The organism is Paucilactobacillus salsurae (genome assembly GCF_054784995.1).
Genome location: NZ_BAAHWX010000001.1, coordinates 32,285 through 57,224, shown reverse-complemented (window position 1 = coordinate 57,224; position 24,940 = coordinate 32,285). Strand labels below are relative to the sequence as shown.

Below are 24,940 nucleotides of genomic sequence, written 5' to 3'. Positions count from 1 at the left end.
CGTCTCGATTAACTCAATTATTCAACTGAAATCAAGTACGGATAAACCGGTTGACCACCGGAATGAATTTCAATTTCCAATTCATCATCAATAGCTAAAATTTCATCTTCAATTTCTTTGGCAACTTTTTCGTCACCATCTTGTCCATAGATAATTGTTACAATTTCACTATCTTCATCAAGCATGGCTTTCACCATTTGGACAGCAGCAATTTTAATATCTGGATTTGTGACTTCAATCTTGCCGTCAACAATCCCCATAAAATCATCTTTATTAATTTGAATTCCGTCAATTTTGGTGTCTCGAATTGCATTGGTCACTTCACCACTTTTAACAGCAGTTAAGTTTGAATCCATTGCTTCAGCATTATCATCCAGTGTGTTTTCAGGATTAAATTCTAGCATGGCTTCCATTCCTTGAGCAATTGTTTTACTGTGGACAATTTTAGTTGGTACATCAGCAACTTCAGCTGCTTGACCGGCAGCCATAAAAATATTGCCATTATTTGGTAATACTAAAGCCTTTTTAGCGCCACTTGCATTAATTACCTTCACAATATCTTCAGTGCTGGGATTCATGGTTTGACCCCCACTAATGATGTGTGTGACGCCTAAGCTCTTAAATAATTCAGCAATCCCATCACCACTAGCGACAGCAATCACGGCAGTGTCAATATCTGGCTTAGCTGGCGTATTTGCGGCTTTTGTCACAGCATCTTCGGTTGGTTGATCATTTTCCATGATTGTTTCTTGTTGCCAACGCATGTTGTCAACTTTAACCTTTTGTAGATCACCAAATTCTTGTCCCCAAGCTAAAACTTTGCCTGGATGTTCAGTATGGACATGGACTTTAACAATCTCGTCATCATTAACAACTAAAAGACTATCACCTAATTTGGCTAAATAGTTATAAAAGGTATCATAATCAAATTTTTGATCAACTTGTTTACCACGACCAATGCGAACCATGATTTCAGTACAGTAGCCATAAACAATATCATCTGGATTTAATTGCCCTTGGGCACTACGGTGGTGCTCCGCATTGATCATTTCATCCATTTGAGCATTATCAGGCTGTTGTAAATCATCTTCAGTTGTTTGATCACTCAAAGCTTCATAGAAAGCTTGTAAAACAAACACTAATCCCTGACCACCAGAATCAACAACACCAACCTCTTTTAAAACTGGTAATAAATCGGGTGTTGTCTTCAATGCTTCTTTGGCAGAATTATAAATTGCTTCTAACACTTCCACCAGATCATCAGTTTTAGCGGCAGTTTCATTACCGGTTTTAGCAGATTCACGAACAACCGTAAGAATCGTACCTTCAGTTGGTTTCATGACAGCTTTATAAGCCGTTTTAGCGCCATTTGCGTAACCGTCAGCAAATTCTTTAGCACTTAAAGTCTTTTGACCTTCAATTCCCTTAGAGAAACCACGAAAAATTTGCGATAAAATAACGCCCGAATTACCACGAGCTCCCATCAATAGGCCTTTAGCCAATGCAGCTGCTAAATCCGCAACACTTTCACTGGTTTCTTCACGTTCATATTTTGCACCACTTGCAAGTGACATACTCATATTTGTTCCAGTATCTCCATCGGGAACTGGGAACACATTTAAAGAATTAATGAATTCAGCATTTTGTTGCAGCCGATTGGCAGCAGTTTGAACCATCTTGCCAAATTCATGATTTGTAATTTCTGTAACAGTCAATTCTATTCCTCCTGACGATCCAGCACTAATTTAGTCAGCAATCACGCGTACACCTTGTACAATCACATTAACTGAATTAGCAGTAACGCCAAGCATAGATTCTAAATTATATTTCACTTTATCTTGGACGCTTTTAGAAACTTCAGATATTTTTGTACCATAACTAACAATAATATTTACTTCTACTGAGATGCCGTTATTTTGTTGAGAAACGACAACACCACGGTTATAATTTTCTCGATTCAAGATATCATTAACACCATCTCTAATCTGATTACGGCTTGCCATGCCGACAACACCATAGTTGTCCGTAGCAGCTGCCCCAACCACCGTTGAGATAACATCATTATCAATATCAATTGTTCCAAATTGTGTTTTAATTTTTACTGCCATGATTTGCACTCCTCTTGTGTGAACTCATAACGATATTCTACCATAACACACAGCTGTAAAAAAGCAAACAACCCCTCATTTGCATTCTGTTGAATTTGAGTGTCAAGGAAAAATACTTGAAAGAAAAGTATTGCAAAGTCTGGTGGCGTATGGTAAATTATTTAGGTGAGTTATTGCGTAAGTAAGTACGCTCAAGTTTAAATAAACGAAAAGAGGAGGGGTTACAATGGCAAAAGATTTTATCAATGGTAAACGGACACGTTTTGGTAACAAACGTTCTCATGCCCTGAACTCAAGCCGTCGGAGCTGGAAGCCAAACTTGCAAAAAGTTACGATCTTAGTTAATGGTAAACCTAAGAAAGTTTATGTTTCAGCCAGAACATTAAAATCAGGAAAAGTTACTCGTGTTTAATTTTTGACGAGTTAAAAAAGCATTCATCTTATGATGAATGCTTTTTTTAATCTTTACTTTGAATAACTGCAACAATTCCACTATCAAATGAAAAATGATTGTGAGTGCCTTTAAACTCATTACTAGCCCACGACATTGGCGTTACACTATCATAATGATCTAGTTGATATTTTTCGTCAGTAAGTGTCAGTCCATTGACAGGTGTTAAAGTGACAAATGCCAAATATCTTTTATCAGGTTCTTTTTCAATTTCATAGTGACCAGGCTGAAAAAAACTGATGGTATTTTGATTATCAATGAACCGAATTCGATTAGCATATGGTTGAAATCTGGCTTCCGTGGGTAAAAACAAATTAGCAAGTAAATGATCAATCCGGCCACCGGTTGCGCCATAAATATCAATCTGTTCAGCTTGAAAATGATTAATGGCCAATTTAACACCAATTTGTGTATCAGTTTCATCTTTTTCCGGCTGGTATTGTTCAATATGAGCGACTTTTTGCGTGACCTGTTTCATTTCAGCATCGGTAGTCGAATCAAAATCTCCCACGGCAATTTCTGGAATGATCCCTAGCTTTAATAAGCGAATCGCCCCTTTATCAACGGCAATCCATGGTCCTGCCACGGCTGCTGTTTTTAATTGATCAGGCCACTGGTCAGTTGGGCCACCTACTAAAATGTTTATTTTTTCAATTGCCATAATAACCCCTTCTAAAAAAGTCAGGAAACCGACATCTTCCTGACTATCTAATCATTATTTTGTGGCTGCCTTAATTGCATTGATTTTAGCCACAGGATCATCTGCATTAAAAACATATGATCCAGCAACCGCAACGGTGGCACCTGCTTGATAGCAAGCGACAACTGTTTCATTGTTAACACCGCCGTCGACTTCAATATCAAACTGTAAACCTTGATCTTGTTTAATTTTATTCAATTCAGCAATTTTTGAAACTGTTTCTGGCAAGAATTTTTGACCGCCAAATCCTGGATTAACAGTCATCACAAGTACTTGATCAACCATGCCTAACACGGGTGTAATTTGTGACACTGGTGTACCTGGATTAATCACGACTTCAGCTTTCACCCCGCCATTTTTAATAATTTGTAAGGCACGATGAATATGCGCTGTGGCTTCAACTTGAACACCAATCAAATCAGCCCCTGCTTCAATGAAATCAGGCAATAGATGTTCCGGTTGTTGAACCATCAAATGAACATCTAAAAATAGATCTGAAACTTTACGGATGGCTTTCACAAAGCCAGGACCATAAGAAATGCTTGGTACGAAAGTGCCGTCCATCACATCGATGTGTAAATATTCAGCGCCACCGTCTTCAACGAGTTTGACATCTCTTTGAAGATTGACATAATCGGCACTTAAAATCGAAGGTGCTACCTTAATCATAAAAAATTCCTCATTTCTTCTTATTGTAAATTGGTTTTTGCTTCACAATCAAATCATGAAACAAAACGTAGTTCTCATACCTACTGTCTAATATTGTACCATTTGTAAGTGCTGCTTTCACGGCGCAACCAGGTTCTTTTAGGTGCAAACAACCGCGAAATTTACATTGTTGACTAATTGCGACAAATTCAGGAAATAGCTCACTTAATTCATTTACCGTCATATCAAAAGCCTCATATGACGAAAAACCAGGTGTATCTGCAATTAAACTGCCATTCACATTTTTCAGGCTAACTTTTCTCGTCGTATGTTTTCCACGCTTCAATGCTTGAGAAATTTCACCTGTTTCTAATTGTAATTCTGGGGCCAAATGGTTTAATAATGTCGATTTACCCGCACCTGTTTGCCCCATCACCACTGTAATTTTGTTATTAATTAATTGTGTTAATGTGGCTAAGGAAGCATCATCAAAAGTTTTTTGGGGCAACAACGTCTGATAACCAATTGATTGATAGTATTCAGCTATCTGGGTTAACTTTATCAGTTCATTTTGATCATCGACCAAATCTGTTTTGGAAAAGTAAATCACGGGCCTGATTGACTGTTTTTCTAAGGCAATCAATTGGCGATCTAAAAGGTTGGTTGAAAAATCAGGTTGCTTGACGGCTGTTACCACAATCGCAATATCGACATTGGCAACCGGAGGACGTACTAACGCATTTTTTCTCTTTTCAAGTGCTAAAATATAACCTTGGTCTTCTTGAGTCACGTCAAATTGCACAACATCCCCGACCATTGGCTTTATTTTCTTTTGGCGAAAATTTCCTCGTGCCCGCGTTCTGTATAATTGACCTTCCGAAATAACATCGTAAAATCCACTTAGTGATTGTTGTATAATTCCTGTCAGCAAGGCATTCTCCTTTGTTAACCACCGATATTATCAGCACTCATTATTGTTTTACCATCACGCAAAACTTTATATTTACCAGTTGCACCATCTTTTAAAGTCAATGGAATACTAATTTTAGTATCTTGACTGATGGTTAAATCCTGAAATTCTTGTGTTAAATTATGATTAGCGTCTTCAATATAGACTTGAACCCGATTTTGAGTTTGATTGTTTGAACTGTCAAATGGGATTGTAATTGACACACTAGTTTGTTTTTCTTGTGCTTTAGCAACCGTAATTGTAAATGATCCACCGTGTGACACTCTGCTACCACCTCCTGGTGATTGGCTTATGACGTGGCCTGCCTCGACACTCTTAGAATCATCTTCATTCACGTTTAACTGTAAGCCATTTTGATCAGCAAAGTCTTGAACCTCATCTTGGGTCTTATTAGTGAAATCTGGTAGCGTTATTTTTTTAGTACCTGAGCTAACTTTAAAGGTAATGGTCGTACCATGAGTTTTTACCTTTTTCCCAGACTTAAGGCTTTGGGCCATAATTTGACCGGCCTCAATGTCATCAGAACTAACACTGATTTTTTTAACAGTTAATCCCTTTAGCCTTAGTTTGCGAGCAGTACTTGAATAACGATTACCAACATAATTACCAATTTTGATCTTCTTATGACCGGTACTAATTGTCAATTTAACTTTTGAATTCCGAGCAATTTTATGCTGTGAAGCTGGTGATACTGTAATTACGTTACCTGCTTTAATGGTCTCACTTGTTTTACGTGTCACTTTGCCAACTTTCAAATGCGCATCCTTTATTTTCGTCTCAGCGCTTGCTTGCGTTATGCCATTAACATCTGGTACCACAACTCTTTGTGAGGTAAATGCAAAAAATGCCCCCGCCACAATGACAATAAACAGTAACAATAACCATGGCCATTTTCGCCGTTTCTTTTTATTTTTCTGGGAATCAAGCGGTTGTGTTTTCTGACTTTCAATTTCTTCATTGATTTTATCAGTACTAATCACTTTTGTTTCATCATTGACTGATTGTTGTGCAACAAAACGAGTCTCATGAGCTCTGTTGGATGATAATGATGTACTCAAATCTTGTGACATTTCATCAGCAGTTTTATAGCGATCACTCGGGCTCTTAGCCGTTGCTTTAAGAACAATATTTTCTAAAGCTTGGGGAATGCGCGGATCAAATTCACGAACCGATGGCATGTCATCATTAAAATGTTTGAGGGCAATGGAAACAGCTGTTTCGCCTTCAAATGGTACTTTCCCTGTTAGTAGTTCATATAAGATAATACCTAACGAATAAATATCTGATTGTTTCGTTGCAATACTGCCACGAGCTTGTTCAGGTGACAAATAATGGACAGATCCCATTACGGTATTGGTTTGGGTCAAAGAATTTTGTGAGACAGCAACTGCAATTCCAAAGTCAGTAATTTTAATATTTTTGTTTTTATCAATTAAAATATTCTGTGGCTTTAAGTCACGATGGATAATACCATGCTGGTGGGCCACACTAACTGCTGCCAAAATTTGTTGCATAATATCAATGACAGTTTGAAATGGAATTGGAAAATGATCATTAATGTATTTCTTAAGATCAGTGCCCTCAACGTATTCCATCACCAAATATTGCAGACCATTATCTTCTCCAACATCGTAAACACCAACAATGTGTGGATCGTTTAATGCTGTGGCTGCCATTGCTTCACGCTGAAAACGTCTTTTAGTATGTGGATCATCACGTAAGTCTAACCGCAACAATTTAACGGAAACATCTCGATCTAAAATTAAATCATGTGCCAAATAAACGTTGGCCATTCCGCCTTCACCAAGAGGACGAATAATTTTATAGCGTTGATTAAAAGTATATCCCGCTTGCATTATTTATCCACCTCCTGACTGTTTTTAGCAATCAGAACAGTAACATTGTCAGGTGCGCCAGCATCGTTAGCCATTTGAATGAGCGTCTGACACTTTTCTTTAGTTGAAATTGATTGGCTTAATACTGCTTTGATCTGATCATCACTAACCACATTCGACAATCCATCTGTACAAAGCAAGACCTGATCATTTGGTTGTAATTGGTATAACTTTGCATCAATATCGGCATCTGGGGAGATTCCTAGTGTTCTAGTAATGATATTTTTTTGGGGATGATTTTTGGCTTCTTGCTCCGTGATTTCACCTTTTTTAACAAGTTCATTAACTAAAGAATGATCTTCAGTTAACTGAACAAACTGACCATCACGCTGTAAATAGGCCCGACTATCACCGATATTAGCAACAATCATTTGATCATCAAAAAAAGTAGCAGCAACTACCGTTGTTCCCATTCCTTGCAGATTTTTAAATTGATTGGCTTTTTTGATAATTTGATCATTTTCATTTTTAACTTGTTTTGAAAGCCAGTTGACTACTTCCATCGGCTGATTAAAAGCAGTTTGTTCAAAGTGGTAGCCAATATGCGAAACGGCCATTGAAGACGCAACGTCTCCACCTTGATGGCCACCAATGCCATCCGCCACAATTGTAAAAGTTAAATGATCCTGATTCGAAAAAACGCCCACATAATCTTGGTTGTCTTCTCGCTCTTGTCCAATATCTGTTTGATAGGCAATATCCATAGTAGTTCTCCTACATTTTTTTGACCAAACTAGCCACAAAAAAGCCATCTGAGCCAAAATCACTCGGTAAAATGGTTAATGTTTTCTCCTGTCGATCTTGTTTGACAGCCAGGGCTGTTTTGGTTTTTTGAAGTTCAAACTCTTGATGCAATTGTAAAAATTGATCAACAACTTGCTCATTTTCTTCTTGTAAAATGGTACATGTACTGTAAGTTATTATACCGCCTTTTTTTATTTTTGGGGCAACGGCTTGTAAAATTGCTAGTTGAATCTTTTGCAGATTCAGACTATCTTCTTGTGTTTTATCATATCTAATTTCAGGCTTTCTTCTTATCAACCCAATCCCACTACATGGGGCATCAACTAAGATTGCGTCAAAAGATTCATCGGCAAATCGCTCTTGAATTTTACGTGCATCTAACTTAGTGGTTGTCACAGCAGCATCAACGTGCATCCGCTTTGCATTTCTGGCCACTAACTTCAGTTTATGCTCATGGATATCCAAGGCAACAACTTTGCCGCCTTCATCTGAATTCAATTGCTCTGCAATTTGAACCGTTTTACCACCAGGTGCGCTGCACGCATCTAACACATGATCCGTTGACCGTAATTGCATGTTTTCAACTGCCAACATGGCACTTTCATCTTGAATCGTGATGTCACCATTATTAAACAGTGGATTACTAATCAACGGCTGATCAACCACAAGGCCCCCTGCAGAAACTTGACTAGGGATTGCCTGAATTTCTTGCTGTTTCAGTTTTTCAATGACTTCAGTTTGCGTCGTTGTTTTTTTATTCCAGCGAACTGAACGATTAGCTGGTTCATTAATTGATTGGACAATGGCCAACATACTTGTTTCACCATATTGTGTTGATATTTTATTAATTAACCATAGCGGTACACTGTACTGAATGCTTAGTCGTTCGTTTTGGTCCTTAATTTCACTCAAGTCAGACAATGGTTGTTCAGTTAATCGATGCAAAATAGCTGTGACAAACTTTCGTACGCCAGTGTGACCAAACACTTTAGCGACATTAATACTTTCATTGACAACCGCAAACGTTGGCACTTTATCAAGGTACTGGATTTGGTAGATAGCGGTTAAAAGTAATGTGTTAACCCACGAGTCGATTTTTTTATCTTTAATAAACGGTGCTAGCCAGTACTGTAAAGTGATCTTATGTTGCAATACACCATAAAAAATCGTGGTAGCTAATCGACGATCATTGTCAGGCAACTGAACATCTTGTAGCACCTGATTTAGCGAAATATTCGAATATGCTTTGCTGCGCAGCACTTGATCTAAAGCATAAACAGCAACTTGCCGCGCAGTCTTTAATTGTTTAGTTGTCACCATTGAAAATAACCTGCATTCCTTGTTTTAAATTGGGATGACCATTCAAGTAAGCCGTAATATCCATCTTTGCTTTTCCTGCTGGTTTTAATTTATTGATTGCCAAAACACTATGATTGCCAGCCGCAATTGTCATTTCGTGTTTAGTCAGCAATACAATTTCACCAGGTTGGTGCTCAGTTGTTTCATCTAAGGCTTCAACGTCCAAAATTTTGGTTCGCTGACCGTTTAAAATCACATTTGCAATTGGAAATGGGCGTAATCCACGCACCTTGCAATCTAATTGATGTGCAGTTTGATTAAAATCGAGCTCTTCTTGTTCACTGGTAATATTAGGTGAGAAACTCACCAAGTCCTCATCTTGCTTGACTGGTTGAATTTCATTTGATAGCAACTTAGGAATCGTTTCTAATAATAAATCGCGTCCTAGCAGGCTCAATTTATCAAACATGGTTCCCGTATCGTCTTGAGTTGTGATTGGTATGGAACGTTGTGCCAATATATCACCCGCATCCATCTGCTTAATCATATACATGATAGAAACGCCTGTTTCATGTTCACCATTCATGATTGCATAGTGTACAGGAGCACCACCACGATATTTCGGCAACAAAGAGGCATGCACATTAATTGCTGCCACTTTAACGCTATTTAGCAATTTGGTGGGTAAAAACTGTCCAAAAGCTGCTGTCACAATTAAATCAGGTGCTAAATCAATCACACGCCGCATTTCGTCACTATGATTCATTTTTTCAGGCTGTAACACCTCAATATCATGTTTTTGAGCAGCTTGCTTCACGGGTGAAGCAGTTAATACGTGCTTTCTCCCCACATATCGGTCTGGTTGCGTGACGACAGCAACAACATCATACTCGTCATGCGCTATTATTAAACTTTCTAAAATTGGTACTGAAAATTGAGGGGTTCCCATAAATACAATTGAAGTCATTTATTTCATTCTCCATTCTTACATAAAATGTTGTGGTTCTGGATCAATGCTGACTAAATAACCGTTTCTAGCAGTTTTTTGCACTCGTGTCATAATTTGTGTAAGAAGAGCATTAATCTTGGTGTCATTTTTATACTTAATCACAATTTGATAATAATAACGGCGGTTTACTCGTGCGATTGCTTTTGGTGTCGGTCCTAAAATGATACTGTCGTTATCTAATTGTGGCTTTAACCAGTTATTTAGTTGATAAATTAATTTTGCAGCGTCAGCCTCATTTTCATGACTGACAGAAATTTGAACCGTGTAATAGTAAGGTGGATACCCACCTAAATGTCGGACTCTCATTTCTTGTCGATAAAAAGCTTCGTAGTCTTGTTTCTTGGCTAATTCGATGGCATAGTGATTTGGATTATACGTTTGAATCACGACCTGCCCTAATTTGTCGGCTCGGCCAGCACGACCACTGACTTGAGTTAATAAATCAAATGTGTGTTCACTTGCCCGAAAATCTGGTAATCCTAATGCTGTATCTGCATTTAACACACCGACTAATGTGACGTCTGGATAGTCTAATCCCTTAGCAATCATTTGGGTACCTAGAAGAATATCAGCTTCATGGTGGCCAAAACGGCTTAGTATTTTTTCATGCATCCCCTTTTTACGGGTCGTATCAACATCCATTCGCAAAACACGGGCTTCTGGTAACTTTTCGGCTAATTCTTGTTCAACTTTTTGTGTGCCAGTGCCGTAATATCTGATTTTATGACTTTGACAATTTGGACAAATTTGCGGAATTGGTTCTTCATGACCACAGTAGTGGCATTTCATCGAATGAGAATCCATATGAAGGGTCAATGAAATATCACAATTTGGGCACATTAACACATAACCACAGTCACGACATAAAACAAATGATGAAAAGCCACGTCGATTAAGCATTAAGATGCTTTGTTCTTTTTTTTCTAATCGATCTTTCAATAAATCAATTAGAGAATTTGAAAAATTACTTTCAGCATGTGACTTTAACTCTTCGCGCATATCGACCACTTGAACTTCAGGCAATGGTTGATGATTAATTCTATGGGGTAACTCTAAACGTTGATAAACACCCTTTTGAGCACGCGCGCGTGTTTCCAGGCTCGGAGTTGCACTGCCCAATATTAAAGGTGCATCGTGATACTGACTACGCCACAAAGCAACTTGTCTAGCATGGTAGCGTGGATTTTCATCTTGTTTATAACTAGTTTCATGCTCTTCGTCCATGATAATTAAGCCAATATTTTTTAAAGGTGCAAAAATTGCAGAACGTGCGCCCACCACTACTTTGGCGTCACCGTTATTAATTCGACGCCACTCATCATATTTTTCACCATTAGATAAGCCACTGTGGAGCACCGCAATCTGATCGCCAAAACGACCTTTGACACGCGATACCATTTGCGGCGTTAATGAAATTTCAGGAACGAGCATAATTGCTGTTTTATCCAATTGAATCGCGGCATCAATAGCTCGCAAATAAACTTCTGTTTTACCACTACCTGTCACTCCCTGAAGCAAAAAAGTTGTGTTTTGTTGTTGTTCAATAGCTGTTTTAACAGTATCAAACGCTAACTGTTGATCATGATTTAAAGTTACTTTGCTATCTCCTTGATCTTGTTTTTTGACCTTCACATCAGGTTGACGATAAACTTCTAACCGAATTTTTTTTAACCATCCTTTTTTCTCACCGATGGTAAACTGTTGAGGCGTCAGTCCACTTGCCTTCGTGGCTTGTTGCAGTGATATCTGCTGTCCAATGATGCTTTGCAGATAAGATAATAATTTATTTTGTGAATGGGCATTAGGCCTAATTGAACTTCTGGCATCTTCATATGCTGCAAAATCTAATGCTGGTTCAATGCCGAGTACTGTCTTAGCTTTAGCTTGATTTTCAAGCGTATATTTTAATTCAATTTGATGATTTTGTCGTAATTTTAATAAGTGTGCTAGCATTTTGTTATCTAATGCGGCGGGATCAAATTCAACGCTCTGTTGGCCCTTAAAAACATGAAAAAGGGTTTCTTCATCAATTTCATCGGTTAGCTCTAAATATTTTTTGCTTTTTGTTTTCATCACATTGGGTAGCATGGTATATAAGCAAGTGATTTGAAAAGCAAATGTTTGCTGGGCTAGCCATCTAGAGAGTTCCAGTAATTCAGTATCTAGCACCGGCGTTAATTCAAGCAAGCCGCTAATTGGTTTTAGTGTGCCATCAAATTCATTTTGATTATCAATGTTTACCACAAATCCTTGAACTTCTCGATTGCCCTTGCCGAAAGGCACACTAACTCGCATCCCTGGCTGAATTTGATCTTCAAGCTCAGTCGGAATGCTGTATGAATATGGCAGATTTGTCTGCATAGTGGGTACATCTACTACCACGTGTGCAATTTGTATCATTCAATCACCTAGTTAACTCTGTTTGAATTACTGATATTAATTTTCTTGCAACTGCTTGTTTGGACATTTTATCCCATTTTTCAGGTGCTTGATCTGGTCGTAAAAGTGTCACTTGATTGTTTTCGCTACCAAAACCAATTCCTGCTTTACTCACGTCGTTTGCAACAATTAAATCGGCATTTTTACTAACTAACTTTTTTTGTGCGTTTTCCAATAAACTTTGCGTTTCAGCAGCAAAGCCAACCACAATCTGCCCAGACTGTTTTTGTTTAGCCACTTGTTTTAAAATATCTGGCGTTTTTGTTAATGACAGTGAAATGGTTGCTTGATGAGGATCTTTTTTGATTTTTTGATTAGCTACAGCCACGGGTTTAAAATCAGCAATCGCCGCAGCCATAATCAAAACATCAGTTGTTTTAAAATGAGTTAAAACAGCCGTTTGCATCTCTTCACTTGTTTCAACATGGATTAATTTGATGTGTGGATTTATCTGACCTTCATCGCCAACTTGACCGACAATTAATGTCACTTCTGCCCCAGCGTTGACAGCAGCATTCGCAATGGCAATACCCATTTTTCCTGATGAATGGTTACCAATAAATCGCACTGGATCAATATTTTCCCTTGTGCCACCTGCTGTAACTAACACTTTTTTGCCAGTCAACGCTGCCTCCTCGCTTACACCATTATTAATTGTTTGCGCAAACTCAAAAATTTGTTTGGGTTCAGGCATTCTTCCTTGTCCTTCATAACCTTCTGCTAAAAATCCTGTTTCTGGCGTCATGACGACAAGCTGATCATTTTTTAGTTGCTGAATATTTCGCTGTGTCGCTCGATTTAGCCACATATGCGCGTTCATGGCAGGTACTACTATTTTAGGTGCTGTTGTGGCAATTAACGTGCTTGTAACAGCATTATCTGCAATCCCATTGGCTAGTTTTGCAATCACATTAGCAGTCGCCGGAACAACAATTGCCAGTTCAGTCCAATCAGCTAATTCAATATGAGCAATGGGTTGTTCATTATGTTCATCCCACAAATCACTCAAAACTGCGCGCTTAGTTAACGCTTCAAGCGTCGTTTTGGTCACAAATTGACGGGCATCATTTGTCATAGCAACACGAACCTGATCCCCATTTTTTTGAAAAAGTCGAATCAAATTGGGAACCTTATAAGCTGCAATGCCACCTGTAATATGGATTGTCACGTTTGTCATGGTATCACCCTTTTGTCTTGGTATTAATGCTTTTAATTATAACATTAAACGATTAGATTTCAGTTTTTCAGGCATTAAAAAAGCTTGAAACATCAGAATAGTTTCAAGCTTTTAAATTAGTTATTGTCTTCTTCAGTATGTTCAGTATCAATCGTCACATCACCTGCAACAATTTCTTCCAAGGCTTGACCCACAGATTTAACTGAATCATATTTGCTGAGCAAGGGTTGCGCCCCAGCATCTAACTCATGTGCCCGTTTACTAGCAAGCATGATTAAAGAATAACGTGAATCAACGCGTTTTAATAGTTCATCAACTGATGGATATAAAATCATAATTATAATTCTCCTAACATTCCAAGATAATCAGGCATGACACGTGTAACCTTAAGTCGCTCACTGCGAATGATCATCTTAATCTTTTCAACTGCGTTGTTGACTTCATCATTAACAACTGCATAATCGTAATTTTGCATCATTTTAATTTCGCCAACTGCTTTTTGAACTCGTTTATTGATGACATCCATTGAATCTGTGCCACGATGGATTAATCGTTGCTTCAGCTCAATTAAATCTGGTGGTGTTAAAAACACAAACACACCATCTGGAGACTTAGCTCGCACTTGCATCGCGCCATTAACTTCAATTTCTAGAAAAACATCTTTACCCGAATTCAATGTTTCATTTACATATTTTAAAGGTGTTCCATAATAATTGTCAACATACTTAGCATATTCTAACATGCCACCAGTTTGAATTTCGTTTTCAAATTCTTCTTTTGAAACAAAAAAATAATCGACACCATTGACTTCACCAGGTCTGGGCTTTCTAGTTGTCATTGAAATTGAATACTGAAAGTCGTTATTGTCTTGATCAAAAATTGCTTTTCTAACAGTCCCTTTACCAACACCGGAAGGACCAGAAAGTACAATTAACATTCCTCGTTTAGCCATGTAAAAGATAACTCCTTATATTTAGATATTAATAAACATTTTGCACTAATTACCGTGTTTTATCAAGGATTCTAGCAGATTAATCAAAATAAATAAAAAAATGCTTGCAAATAAGAACGCTTGTTCGTATACTGTAAATACAAACAAATGTTCGGGGTGGAATCATGCAAAATAAACAAAGTACGTTACAAAAACTCACAACTAATTTTATGGATCGTTATGAAGACTTCTTTTTGGGGAATGATCGTCCCACATTAACAACAGTCGAACGTTTGCCACAAATGCCCTTATTTCAAATTCAACATTTTTTAAATCAAGCAATGAAACAAAATTTGATTGTCAATATACAACTAGAACCCGCCACAAGTGATGGTCAACTCGTTAACGTGTTCGGTCATATTGTCAGTGATCAACACGGTAACCGTCAGCTAAAGACAGCTGGTAATGTTACCTATGTTTTAAAACCAGAACAAATTAGATATGTCAGCAAAAAATAATAGCTATTAAAAAATGTCCGTCTTGCAAATTGCTAGACGGACATTTTTTTATTGTGAGCTTTTTTCGGAAGGATCTAGTTTTTTTTCAAGGAAGCCCAAAACCATATCGGATAAAATTGCCATCAACGCGGTTGGTAATGCACCAGCTAAAATGATGGCACCCCCGTCAGTGGCATTTGTTCCTCGGATAATAATATCCCCAAGGCCACCCGCACCAACGAAAGAACCAATTGCAGTAATTCCGACAGCTAACACTAACGCGTTTCGCAGTCCTGCCATGATAACTGACATTGATAAAGGTAATTCAACGTATTGTAGTCGCTGAAATGAAGTCATTCCCATTCCCTTTCCAGCATCCAAAATATCAGGACTCACATTCGTCATTCCAGTGTAAGTGTTCTTCACAATCGGGAGCAGCGAGTATAAAAAGACAGTCACAATAACAGTGTTGACGCCCAATCCAAGTCCCAACATAATAATCGACAACATGGCTAAAGATGGAATCGTTTGAATCACGTTTACCAGCCCAATTACCCAAGGACTCAACTTCTTGTATCGTGCAATTAATATACCAACTGGAATTCCCACGATTGCAGCGAACAAAACACCATAAATTGAAATCAAAAAGTGTCGTGTAAATTGGCTCAAAACATACATTCCATTATTCGAGAAGTAGATCCATAACTGTTGCCAGATATTTAATCCTTGCATTACTCGCCACTCCCTTCAAAATAATGATGTTGCTGCAAGAATGTCTTAGCAACAACTTCAGGTTCTTTCAAGTTATTATCAACTTGATAATTTAGTTTTTGCATTGTTGTCACCGAGATTTTACCCGCTAATTTATTTAAAACGGGGGTTAACTCAGGATGTTTTTTTAAAATTTTCTTAGTGGCCACTGGACTAGCATAATACGGTGGAAAAAATTGTCGGTCATCTTTTAATAGTTTTAAATTATAACTACCGATCCTACCATCCGTGGAATAGCCTAACACCGCGTCCATTTTTCCTGCTGCGAGTGAATCATACACTAGCCCAATTTGCATTGGATATACTTTACCAAATGAAAATCCGTAAATTTTCTTGAAATCGCTGTAACCATCACCCTTACGGTTTAGCCACGTTTGATCAATTCCAACTGTCATTTTAGGAGCATAATTGCGTAAATCATCTACAGTTTTTAAATTTTTTCCTTTAGCAGTCTTTTGCGTTACCATCCAAGCATAAGTATCAGCAAATCCATAAGTTGGAAAGTATTTCATATCATATTGATCATTGAAAACTTTTTTTACTTTCTCAGAATCATGTTTTGCATTATGGGAACCAACAGTGTTTAAGATAGTGGTTAGATCCGTACCATCATATCGTGCTGCAGACATATCCGCTTCTCCTTTTTTTAAGGCATTGAAACTCACACTGGCTGAACCCAAATTATTAATTGTAGTTACTTTTAAATCGGTATAGTGTTCAATCATTTGTGCATCAATAGCCGCGATAATCTGTTGCTCGCTGGTATTTTGTGCAGCAATTCTAATAGTATCGTCAGAATTAGAGGTCAGTCCAGGAAAACCGCAACCACTGGTGATAAGAAGAATCAAAGATAGTGACGCAATTAATTTAATTATTTTTTTGGTCATTGCGATCCTCCTTAAGCATTTTTAGTTTTTGGAGTCAAAAATTCTTCCAATTTTCCTAATAAGAAGTCAGTTAATAAAGCAAGTAAAATAACTGGAATTGACCCGGCTAAAATTAAATCACTGCGGTACAGATTTAATCCATTAAAAATAAAATCACCTAAGCCACCTGCGCCAATATAAGAAGCCAGTGCAGCCCATGCAATCACATATGTGGCTGACAAACGAATACCTGACATAATCACTGGTGCGGCTAGCCTTAATTCCACTTGAGAAATAGATTGGAAGTTATTCATACCCAATCCTTTGGCCGCATCCAGAACAGCCGGATCCACATTTTTAAGGCCCAAATAGGTATTTCTTAAAATAGGTAATAGTGAATAAATAAACAGTGCAGCAATTGCTGGTACAAACCCAATTCCAAAAATTGGAATCATCATGGCAAGTAAGGCAAGTGATGGAACTGTTTGCAAAATACTTGCCAGGCCGATCACAAAACCAGCGATTTTTTCAAATCTAGTTAACAAAATTGCAAGTGGCACAGCAACCAAAATTCCCAATGCTAATGAAGCAAATGATAAATAAATGTGTTGCCAAATTTTAAGTACCAGTAACGCACCATTACTTTGGAGAAACTGAATCATGAGCTAGCCCCTCCTTCTCGTCAACATCGGGAATTTTGACATCATCCTCAACTTGTTGCGCACTCAAGGCATCTTTTGGTTCATCTTCATCATTCGTATCTTGCCCCCAAAGTGCATCATAAACCATATCAACTAATGTCGCACGTGTCACAATACCGACTAGCTGATTGTCGCGATTAACTACTGGAACGTTCTTATAGCCTTTCTTCAGAATTCGATCCACCGTATCACGAACCACTGAATCGGAATGAACATAAAAGACGTCATGATCCATGATTTCACCAACAGAAGTGTTATCAAAATAATGAACATCTAAATCTTCAATACCTAAAATACCAACTAATTTGTCTTGATGATCCGTAACAAGTAAAGTATCTACTCGCTTGTCATGCATTAACTGGAGGGCATCTGGTAATTGCTGGTCAATAGAAATCGAGATTGGTGATTTCAACATAATCTGTTCAACAGTTGTAATACTTGGTTTTGCTTGAATTAATCGCTCTTCACCGATTAATTGGCGCACAAATTCATTGGCGGGATGTTTTAAAATATTATCCGGGGTGTCCAGTTGCATCACTTTACCATCATCCATAATCATGATTCGTGATGATAATTTAAGTGCCTCATCCATGTCATGCGTCACAAAAATAAAAGTTTTACCTAATTTTTGTTGCAAATCTTGCACCAAATCTTGTAGTGATTCACGTGTAATTGGATCGAGAGCCCCAAATGGTTCATCCATTAAAATAATATCTTGATCAGCTGCAAAGGCTCTGACAACCCCGATTCTTTGCTGTTGACCACCAGATAATTCTGCAGGATAGCGCTCTAAAAAATCCAATGGCAGTTGGGCCATTTGGATTAGTTCCTTAGCGCGTTTATCACGCTTTTCAGCAGACCATTTTAATAGTTTAGGAACCAACGTAATATTTTCTTTAATCGTCATATGGGGCATCAAACCCACATTTTGAATAACATACCCCAGCTTGCGGCGCAGTTTAACTGGATCCATTTTGGCAATATCTTCACCATTGATTAAAATTTTGCCAGATGTTTGGTCTAACATCCGGTTAATCATTCTTAAAGTGGTAGTTTTTCCTGAACCAGACGTTCCGATGAAACAGATAAATTCTCCTGCTTCAACGTCTAAGTTCACGTCGTCTACGGCCACTTTACCGCCTGGGTACTCTTTTCGTAAGTGTTGTAATGACAGTAACACATGATCAACCCCTTCTTACCTTTAATTAAACACTAACGTATATCCACGTTGAAATGCAACTATTAACTATAAGCATTTTCGCTACAATATAAAAAACATGACTTCAATGTCATGTTTTTACAAAAATTCTTAATTTTTCTGCGCCATTTCTAATAATTCAGAAGCATGTTGGAGCGTTAATTTAGTGACGGTGCTTCCAGATAACATTCTGGCTAACTCTTTAACCCGAGCTTCCGTACTTAAAAGTGTCACATCTGTCGTTGTTCGGCCATCATTGATTTGTTTTGTGATCAACATGTGATGATTAGCGATTGCAGCAACTTGAGGCAAATGAGTGATACACAGTACTTGTGAATGTTTGGAAATCATACTAATTTTTTCAGCCATTGCTTGGGCAACGCGTCCGCTTACCCCCGTGTCAACTTCGTCAAAAATAATACTAGTAATATTTTGACTCTGGGCAAAAATCGTCTTCAGTGCCAACATGACCCGAGAGAGTTCTCCGCCAGATGCAATTTTTCCCAACGGCCCCATTGATTCACCCGGATTAGTTTGAATATAAAATTCAACTTGATCCATTCCATTAGCAAAGAAAGCTTGCTCGTGTGGCAAAAACTTGACCTCGAACACGGCTTTATCCATATACAATTCTTTGAGTTGCTGGTGAATTTGCTTGGCCAGCTTTTCAGCCGCTTTTTTTCTCAACGTTGTCAGTTGCTGCCCATCGTGAATCACCTTTTGTTCGGTCTCATTAACTTGTTGTTCTAAATTAGCACTATTTTCATCAAATGTTTCCATTGAATCTAATTCTGCTTTTATTTTATCGTAATAGGCTAAAATCTGTTCAACGGAATCGCCATATTTATGTTTTAAATCTGTAATTGTTTGCAATCGTGTTTCAATTTCATCAAGCTGATTTTCATCAAATTCTAAACCATCAATTTCGTGACTCACTTCATTAGCGACATCTTGGAGGGCATAATATGCATTCGTCAACGATTCAGAAATGTGGGAAAACGTTTTATCATATTGACTAATTTCACTCATCTGATCCATGACATCTGCAATCCCATCAATACTCGAACCATTTTCATCACCATTCAAAACGGTCGAGGCATTTTGCAAAGTTGTATAAATTTGTTGATAATGACTCAATTTCTGTTTTTGATCATTTAGCTGTTCTTCTTCACCACTCACTAAGTTTGCAGCTTCAATTTCTTGAACCTGAAATTTAAACATATCAATCCGTTGTGCCCACTGTTTTTCGTTTTGCTGTTTATCGGTTAGTGTCTTTTTTAGTTTTTGGTAATGATCGTACTGTTTAAAATAATCATCTTTGACAGTTTGAATGTCATCTTTAGCAAATTCATCAAGTAACGTTAAATGTTGTTCAGGTTGCATTAAGAGTTGATGTTCATTTTGTCCTTGAATATCAACCAAATTACTGCCAACAGATTTTAGTTCAGTTGCATTGACTAATGTGCCATTAATTCTAATCGTATTGCGTCCATTGCGATGGATTTCTCTTTGAATGATTAACGTCTGTTCATCATGATCAATTCCAAGTTCGTCCAGCACATTAATTAATTTAGGGTTTTGCGACAACAAAAATTGCCCTTGTAATTTGAGCCTATCACTACCCTTGCGAATAAATTCTTGCGAGCCTCTACTGCCTGCGAGCAAACCAACTGCATCAATAATGATTGATTTTCCAGCACCAGTTTCACCAGTTAGCACTGTCATTTTACTATCAAATGACAACTCAAGATGTTCAATAATAGCTAAATTATCAATTGTCAATTCCTGTAACAAACTGGTTACCCCTCTCTGGATGATAAATTATTGTAATAGCTGATCAAAAACTTGTTGGAGTTCTTCAACAGCTGCTTGCGACTTGCAAACAATCAAAATAGTAGAGTCATCTCCCAAAGTACAAAAAATTTCTGGAAAATTCACTTGTGAAATTAAACTTGATAAGGCCGGACCATTTCCAGGTTGCACGTGCACAACCATTAATTTATCTTGTGAATCAAGCGAAATAAAAGCATCGTTAAGTGTTTTCTTTAATTTTTTTTGTGTATCAAGTTGTTTTTGAACAGGCAAACTATAGTGATAGCCACCATTTAAACTTGGTACTTTAACTAATTGCATTTCTTTGATATCACGCGAAATGGTTGCTTGCGTCACGTCAATATTTTCACTTTTCAATAAGGTGACAAAATCTTCTTGTCTTTCGATATTATTTTCACTAATTAACTGTCGTAAATACTGTTGTCTCTCTACTTTTCGCATACCGCCACCCCATTTTATGATTATTTATACAGATTATAATACTAGAAATGTATAAAAAATGAAAGTTTTATCTGGCTTTTTTATTTAGGGATAACTCTTACAATTCTTGTGAAGCCTTTAAAACTGAGTCAATTGAGATTTTTGGATTAATTTTTCCTAATTCACTGCTCAGTTTTAAATGAACTAAAAATTCAACATTTCCATGTCCACCTTTAATAGGCGAAAAATCTAATCCTAAAACATCATAATGAACGCCAAGTGCAAACTTCAAAATCGTTTCTAAAACTTCCTGATGGATTTTAGGATCTTTAATGATGCCATTTTTACCGACATTTTCTTTACCAGCTTCAAACTGAGGTTTAATCAAAGCGACCACTTCACCACCAATTGGCAATATTTGTGCCAAGGTTGGCAAGATCAATTTTAAAGAAATAAATGACACATCAATGGAAGCGAATTCTGGTTGTCCATAGTCGAAGTCAGCTAATTTAGAATATCTAAAATTCGTTTGTTCCATCACAACGACGCGTGGATCTGAACGTAATTGCCAAACTAATTGGTTAGTCCCAACATCTAACGCATAACTCAATTTTGCACCATTTTGGAGCATGACGTCTGTAAAGCCACCTGTCGAGGAACCAATATCCAAAACAGTTTTATCGTGAACATCAATATCAAAGACTTTCAGCGCTTTTGCTAATTTTAGCCCACCACGACTCACATATGGCATTTTATTTCCCTTAATGTGCAAAGTAATTTTGTCATCAATTTTTTCGCCGGGCTTGTCCATTCGCTCATTATTTAACCCTAAAACTTCACCCGCCATCACTGCTCTTTTGGCTTGTTCTCGAGAATCAAACAGTCCTTGTTTAACTAATAATACATCTACACGCTCTTTTGCCATTTTATTTGCCTCTAAAGTTTAAAGTACGTCAAAAATTGAGATAATTGCTCAACATCGCGACCGGTTTGTTTGTTCAAATTTGATAAATTGTGTCTAGCCGTTTCTAGCGTCTTAGTGAGTGCTTGTTTTGTACCCTCGACACCCAATAATTCTGGATACGTATTCTTTTGTTCGGCTTCATCTTTATGCGTGCGCTTACCCATTTCCGCAGTCGTTGCAGTGACGTCCAGTAAATCATCATAAATTTGGAATGCTAGGCCAAAATTTTCACCAAATTGAATCAATAGGTTTAGCGTTGGCTCATCAACATCTGCCAAAACTCCTCCGGCAATCAAGCTATAGCGAATAAGCGCACCAGTTTTTTCACGATACAAATGCTGTAGTGCGGCTAAATCTAAATGTTGACCTTCGCTGCTAATATCAATTGCCTGACCAGACACCATTCCACTGGGACCGGCAGCCTTAGCCATTTCATAAACTAAACGACTTTTTTTTGACTCAGGTAATTGATTATCGACTAGCCATTGAAACGCGAGCGTGAGCAACCCGTCACCGGCAAGCGTTGCCATGCCTGCGCCAAACTTAACGTGATTAGTTGGTACGCCACGTCGTAAGTCATCATCATCCATAGCTGGTAAGTCATCGTGAATTAAAGAGTAAGTGTGAATCAATTCGACACTCAAAGCAGCTTTCAAAATTGTTTCATTTACATCAATACCAAAAACGCGTAAAACACTGATGGTTAATAGCGGTCTTAACCGCTTACCACCAGCTAACAATGAATAACTCATTGCTTGTTTTAACGTAACCTGGTCGATATTTTGTTCAATGTGAGTTTGAAGAAATTGATTTACTAGTTGCTGATCTTGATCAAATTGTTTATTCATCTTTTTGTTCATCTGACTTTTCTTGTGGTTGCTCAAAACGTTTTTCCTGCCCGTCATCATCCATTAGTTTTGTTAATGTTTTTTCAGCATTATCCAATGTATCTTGTAACGACTTACTCAACTTAATTCCAGTTTGAAATTGATCTAGTGCTTTTTCCAATGGAATATCACCTTGTTCTAATTGTTCAACAATTGCTTGTAATGATTGTAATTGCTCTTCAAAGCTTTTCTTTTTTTCTGCCATTATTGATCCTCAATTTCTTTTATTTGTGCTGATGCAGTCCCATCTGTGAAATGCAGTCTAATCGTTTGTTCTTTTGTTAATTGACTAACTTTTTTGACAACTGTATCTTGACTCGTCACATATGAATAACCACGACTCATTATTTTTAGTGGGCTTAATAAATCTAATGAAGCAATCGTTTGTTGCATCTCATTATGCTTTGTCTTTAAATAACGCGTCATCGTTTGTTGTAACTTCAATTGTTCAGTCTCTAGGCTATGTTGTTCAACATCAATTCGCTGTTGAATCTGACTTTTTGATAATCTCTGGCTAGTCAAAATTAATTCCTGCTGCCAATTAACAAAATAGGACTGCACTAGTTGTTGAAATTGTTGATTAATCAAATCTACGCGTTGGATATAGCCTTCATATAATCTTTTTGGTTGTGTCAAAATATAACTATGAGACAACTTCAATAGTTTTTGTTGATCAACTTTCAGTATAGTTTGCATCGCATTCATTAACCGCTGGCGATCCTGACTGATTTTTAACAACTCATCACTTAACACCGGAACGGATAGCTCGGCTGCAGCTGTTGGTGTGGCTGCACGCACATCAGCCACTAAATCAGCAATTGTGGTATCTGTTTCATGACCAACTGATGAAACTACTGGTGTCGCACTCTGTGCAATTGCTCTCGCCACGATTTCTTCGTTAAATGGCCACAAGTCTTCAATAGAGCCCCCGCCACGACCAATAATCACAGTATCATAGCTACCATCTTCATTAACTCGTTTTAACTGACGTACGATATCTTTTGCTGCCTGGTCACCTTGGACAAGTGTTGGATACAAAACCAATTGAACAATTGGAAATCTTCTCCTTGTCGTCGTGATAATATCACGAATCACTGCCCCACTGGGACTGGTAATCACCGCAATTTTTTTAGGAAACTTTGGTAATGGACGTTTGATTTGGTCAAACAATCCTTCACCTGACAATTGTTTTTTTAGTTGCTCATATGCCTGGTATAGCGCGCCAACACCATCTGGTTGCATGCTATCAACATAAATTTGGTAACTACCGCTTGCCTCGTAAAGTCCAACTCGTCCAGACACTAGCACTTTCATGCCATCTTCGGGTTTAAATTTAATCTTTTGAAAAGCCGATTTAAACATGATGGCACTGATTTTTGCGTGATCGTCTTTTAGACTAAAATACTGATGTGCATTGGGACGTAAACGAAAATTGGAAATTTCACCAGTGAGATAAATACGGCCGAGATAAGGGTCAACATCAAATTTGCGCTTAATGTATTTAGTTAAAGCTGAAATTGTTAAGTACTTAGAACTATCCATTCATTTTACTCCATTGTGTAAGCTCAACTGTTTGTTGCATTAAAGTGGCAATCGTCATTGGCCCCACGCCACCTGGAACGGGCGTGATTGCACTTACTTTAGTGGACACGTTATCAAAGTCGACATCCCCAATTAAGTGACCCTCTTCATCGTGGTCAATGCCGACATCAATCACCACTGCATCTCGTTTAACTTGATTGCTTTTAATAAAGTGACCTTGGCCGGCAGCGACAATTAAAATGTCAGCCATGCTAGTTAAACTACTCAAATCTTGTGTGTAATGGTTAGCAATAGTTACAGTTGCATTTTTATTTAGTAATAAAGCTGCCATTGGCTTGCCAACCAAAATGCTACGTCCAACAATCACAGCACGTTTGCCACTGATTTCTATGTTGTAATGTTTTAATAACGTCATAATGCCCTTAGGTGTGCAGGCAACTGGATAGTGACCATCTTGATTTGCATATAATTTACCCAAATTCATTGGGTGAAACCCATCGACATCTTTTTGTGGCGCAATCGCATTAGTAACGGTAGTAGCATCAATTTGAGGTGGCAATGGTGCTTGGACCAAAATCGCATTAATGGTGTCGTCATTATTTAGAAGCTCAATTTCATTTAGCAATTCAGTCTGCGTTGTCTGTGGCGGTAGCACCTTTAACTCAGACTTCAAGCCAAGTTTTAAAGCCTTTTTATGCTTGTTGCGGGTATACATTTGGCTGGCAGGATCCTCGCCAACCAAAATAACAGCAATTCCAGGGGTAACATCCTGCTGTTTCAGCTGTTCGACCACTATTTTTGTGTGTGCATTCAACTCTTTTGCTAGTGCTCGGCCATCTAAAATTGTTGTCATAATTTTTCCTTCTTTCACCCTGTATGTATCCTACCAT

Annotated in this window: 26 protein-coding genes; 2 read left to right on the top strand and 24 right to left on the bottom strand. The window is 37.9% G+C overall.

The window, feature by feature from the left end:
- Positions 1–17: 17 nt before the first annotated feature.
- The gene (locus tag ACYVQZ_RS00325; RefSeq protein WP_461239408.1) at positions 18–1,715 is read right to left on the bottom strand and encodes a DAK2 domain-containing protein; all 1,698 of its coding nucleotides are present in this window, start codon (positions 1,713–1,715) and stop codon (positions 18–20) included.
- 30 nt (positions 1,716–1,745) lie between these two features.
- The gene (locus ACYVQZ_RS00320; protein WP_461239407.1) at positions 1,746–2,108 is read right to left on the bottom strand and encodes an Asp23/Gls24 family envelope stress response protein; all 363 of its coding nucleotides are present in this window, start codon (positions 2,106–2,108) and stop codon (positions 1,746–1,748) included.
- A 226-nt stretch (positions 2,109–2,334) separates the two neighbouring features.
- Here ACYVQZ_RS00320 and rpmB point away from each other — a divergent pair, with 226 nt between their 5' ends.
- Complete coding sequence (gene rpmB, locus ACYVQZ_RS00315; RefSeq protein ID WP_003713527.1) at positions 2,335–2,520, top strand: 50S ribosomal protein L28; 186 nt, start codon at positions 2,335–2,337, stop codon at positions 2,518–2,520.
- Between the two features lie 46 nt (positions 2,521–2,566).
- Here rpmB and ACYVQZ_RS00310 read toward each other — a convergent pair whose 3' ends face one another.
- The 11 genes from ACYVQZ_RS00310 to gmk all read right to left on the bottom strand — a co-directional run bounded on the left by ACYVQZ_RS00310 (position 2,567) and on the right by gmk (position 14,392).
- Complete coding sequence (locus tag ACYVQZ_RS00310) at positions 2,567–3,214, bottom strand: thiamine diphosphokinase (RefSeq protein ID WP_461239712.1); 648 nt, start codon at positions 3,212–3,214, stop codon at positions 2,567–2,569.
- A gap of 60 nt (positions 3,215–3,274) precedes the next feature.
- Positions 3,275–3,928 carry a ribulose-phosphate 3-epimerase gene (gene rpe / locus ACYVQZ_RS00305; protein WP_461239406.1) on the bottom strand — a complete coding sequence of 218 codons (654 nt, stop codon included), beginning with the start codon at positions 3,926–3,928 and terminating at the stop codon, positions 3,275–3,277.
- A gap of 10 nt (positions 3,929–3,938) precedes the next feature.
- Positions 3,939–4,838, bottom strand: a complete 900-nt coding sequence (rsgA, locus tag ACYVQZ_RS00300) for a ribosome small subunit-dependent GTPase A (RefSeq protein ID WP_461239405.1) — start codon at positions 4,836–4,838, stop codon at positions 3,939–3,941.
- A 14-nt stretch (positions 4,839–4,852) separates the two neighbouring features.
- On the bottom strand, positions 4,853–6,733 hold the full coding sequence (gene pknB / locus ACYVQZ_RS00295; protein ID WP_461239404.1) for a Stk1 family PASTA domain-containing Ser/Thr kinase: 1,881 nt from the start codon (positions 6,731–6,733) through the stop codon (positions 4,853–4,855).
- Entirely contained in the window at positions 6,733–7,476 is a 744-nt protein-coding gene (locus tag ACYVQZ_RS00290; protein WP_461239403.1) for a Stp1/IreP family PP2C-type Ser/Thr phosphatase, read from the bottom strand. The genes pknB and ACYVQZ_RS00290 overlap by 1 nt, the downstream gene beginning before the upstream one ends.
- 10 nt (positions 7,477–7,486) lie before the next feature.
- Positions 7,487–8,836, bottom strand: a complete 1,350-nt coding sequence (rsmB, locus tag ACYVQZ_RS00285; protein WP_461239402.1) for a 16S rRNA (cytosine(967)-C(5))-methyltransferase RsmB — start codon at positions 8,834–8,836, stop codon at positions 7,487–7,489.
- Positions 8,823–9,782: a methionyl-tRNA formyltransferase gene (fmt, locus tag ACYVQZ_RS00280; protein WP_461239401.1), complete on the bottom strand. Its 960-nt coding sequence runs from the start codon at positions 9,780–9,782 to the stop codon at positions 8,823–8,825. Before fmt ends, rsmB begins: the two co-directional genes overlap by 14 nt.
- A gap of 18 nt (positions 9,783–9,800) precedes the next feature.
- Positions 9,801–12,224: a primosomal protein N' gene (priA, locus tag ACYVQZ_RS00275; RefSeq protein WP_461239400.1), complete on the bottom strand. Its 2,424-nt coding sequence runs from the start codon at positions 12,222–12,224 to the stop codon at positions 9,801–9,803.
- Positions 12,225–12,228: 4 nt separating this feature from the next.
- A complete protein-coding gene (coaBC, locus tag ACYVQZ_RS00270) occupies positions 12,229–13,440 on the bottom strand; it encodes a bifunctional phosphopantothenoylcysteine decarboxylase/phosphopantothenate--cysteine ligase CoaBC (protein WP_461239399.1) in 1,212 nt (403 codons plus the stop codon).
- 116 nt (positions 13,441–13,556) lie between these two features.
- Entirely contained in the window at positions 13,557–13,775 is a 219-nt protein-coding gene (rpoZ, locus tag ACYVQZ_RS00265; protein WP_461239398.1) for a DNA-directed RNA polymerase subunit omega, read from the bottom strand.
- A 2-nt stretch (positions 13,776–13,777) separates the two neighbouring features.
- On the bottom strand, positions 13,778–14,392 hold the full coding sequence (gene gmk, locus ACYVQZ_RS00260) for a guanylate kinase (RefSeq protein ID WP_461239397.1): 615 nt from the start codon (positions 14,390–14,392) through the stop codon (positions 13,778–13,780).
- A gap of 164 nt (positions 14,393–14,556) precedes the next feature.
- Here gmk and ACYVQZ_RS00255 point away from each other — a divergent pair, with 164 nt between their 5' ends.
- Complete coding sequence (locus ACYVQZ_RS00255) at positions 14,557–14,889, top strand: hypothetical protein (protein WP_461239396.1); 333 nt, start codon at positions 14,557–14,559, stop codon at positions 14,887–14,889.
- Positions 14,890–14,937: 48 nt separating this feature from the next.
- Here ACYVQZ_RS00255 and ACYVQZ_RS00250 read toward each other — a convergent pair whose 3' ends face one another.
- From ACYVQZ_RS00250 to ACYVQZ_RS00200, 11 genes are all read right to left on the bottom strand, one after another.
- Positions 14,938–15,600 (bottom strand): ABC transporter permease, encoded by a 663-nt coding sequence (locus ACYVQZ_RS00250; protein WP_461239395.1) that lies wholly within the window; start codon positions 15,598–15,600, stop codon positions 14,938–14,940.
- Positions 15,600–16,526, bottom strand: a complete 927-nt coding sequence (locus tag ACYVQZ_RS00245) for an osmoprotectant ABC transporter substrate-binding protein (protein ID WP_461239394.1) — start codon at positions 16,524–16,526, stop codon at positions 15,600–15,602. Before ACYVQZ_RS00245 ends, ACYVQZ_RS00250 begins: the two co-directional genes overlap by 1 nt.
- A gap of 11 nt (positions 16,527–16,537) precedes the next feature.
- Positions 16,538–17,167 carry an ABC transporter permease gene (locus tag ACYVQZ_RS00240; protein ID WP_461239393.1) on the bottom strand — a complete coding sequence of 210 codons (630 nt, stop codon included), beginning with the start codon at positions 17,165–17,167 and terminating at the stop codon, positions 16,538–16,540.
- Entirely contained in the window at positions 17,145–18,386 is a 1,242-nt protein-coding gene (locus tag ACYVQZ_RS00235) for a betaine/proline/choline family ABC transporter ATP-binding protein (protein WP_461239392.1), read from the bottom strand. The genes ACYVQZ_RS00240 and ACYVQZ_RS00235 overlap by 23 nt, the downstream gene beginning before the upstream one ends.
- Positions 18,387–18,515: 129 nt before the next feature.
- Entirely contained in the window at positions 18,516–20,198 is a 1,683-nt protein-coding gene (recN, locus tag ACYVQZ_RS00230; RefSeq protein WP_461239391.1) for a DNA repair protein RecN, read from the bottom strand.
- 27 nt (positions 20,199–20,225) lie between these two features.
- The gene (locus ACYVQZ_RS00225) at positions 20,226–20,678 is read right to left on the bottom strand and encodes an arginine repressor (RefSeq protein WP_461239390.1); all 453 of its coding nucleotides are present in this window, start codon (positions 20,676–20,678) and stop codon (positions 20,226–20,228) included.
- 97 nt (positions 20,679–20,775) lie between these two features.
- A complete protein-coding gene (locus ACYVQZ_RS00220) occupies positions 20,776–21,582 on the bottom strand; it encodes a TlyA family RNA methyltransferase (RefSeq protein ID WP_461239389.1) in 807 nt (268 codons plus the stop codon).
- Positions 21,583–21,593: 11 nt separating this feature from the next.
- Entirely contained in the window at positions 21,594–22,469 is an 876-nt protein-coding gene (locus ACYVQZ_RS00215; protein WP_461239388.1) for a polyprenyl synthetase family protein, read from the bottom strand.
- Entirely contained in the window at positions 22,462–22,713 is a 252-nt protein-coding gene (locus ACYVQZ_RS00210) for an exodeoxyribonuclease VII small subunit (RefSeq protein ID WP_461239387.1), read from the bottom strand. The genes ACYVQZ_RS00215 and ACYVQZ_RS00210 overlap by 8 nt, the downstream gene beginning before the upstream one ends.
- On the bottom strand, positions 22,713–24,050 hold the full coding sequence (gene xseA / locus ACYVQZ_RS00205) for an exodeoxyribonuclease VII large subunit (protein ID WP_461239386.1): 1,338 nt from the start codon (positions 24,048–24,050) through the stop codon (positions 22,713–22,715). The genes ACYVQZ_RS00210 and xseA overlap by 1 nt, the downstream gene beginning before the upstream one ends.
- The gene (locus ACYVQZ_RS00200; RefSeq protein ID WP_461239385.1) at positions 24,043–24,903 is read right to left on the bottom strand and encodes a bifunctional 5,10-methylenetetrahydrofolate dehydrogenase/5,10-methenyltetrahydrofolate cyclohydrolase; all 861 of its coding nucleotides are present in this window, start codon (positions 24,901–24,903) and stop codon (positions 24,043–24,045) included. The genes xseA and ACYVQZ_RS00200 overlap by 8 nt, the downstream gene beginning before the upstream one ends.
- Positions 24,904–24,940: the final 37 nt, after the last annotated feature.